Annotated in this window: 1 pseudogene; it reads left to right on the top strand. The window is 75.0% G+C overall.

From position 1 onward, the window contains the following. Positions 1-228, top strand: a pseudogene (locus FVA95_RS31350) (hypothetical protein); the annotation flags it as partial.

The raw sequence follows: 228 nt of genomic DNA, 5'->3' as shown, positions 1-228 counted from the left end.
GTGGCTGGCTGCAGCTGCCCTCCCCCGCCGTCGCCGAGATCGCCGGCTCCGTCGGGTTCGACCTGGTCTTCGTCGACACCCAGCACGGCCTGATCGGCGACGACACCGTCCTCGGCATGCTGCAGGCCCTGTCCGCGACCGGGAGCCCGTGCGCCAGCGCCAGGTCCGACGGCCCGACGAACACCGCCGCCACCCCGTCGACGGCCGACATCGTGGCCGCCGCCACCC

It is taken from the genome of Pseudonocardia sp. EV170527-09 (genome assembly GCF_008369905.1).
Taxonomy (GTDB): Bacteria; Actinomycetota; Actinomycetes; order Mycobacteriales; family Pseudonocardiaceae; genus Pseudonocardia.
This window is presented reverse-complemented; position numbering and strand designations above follow the sequence as displayed.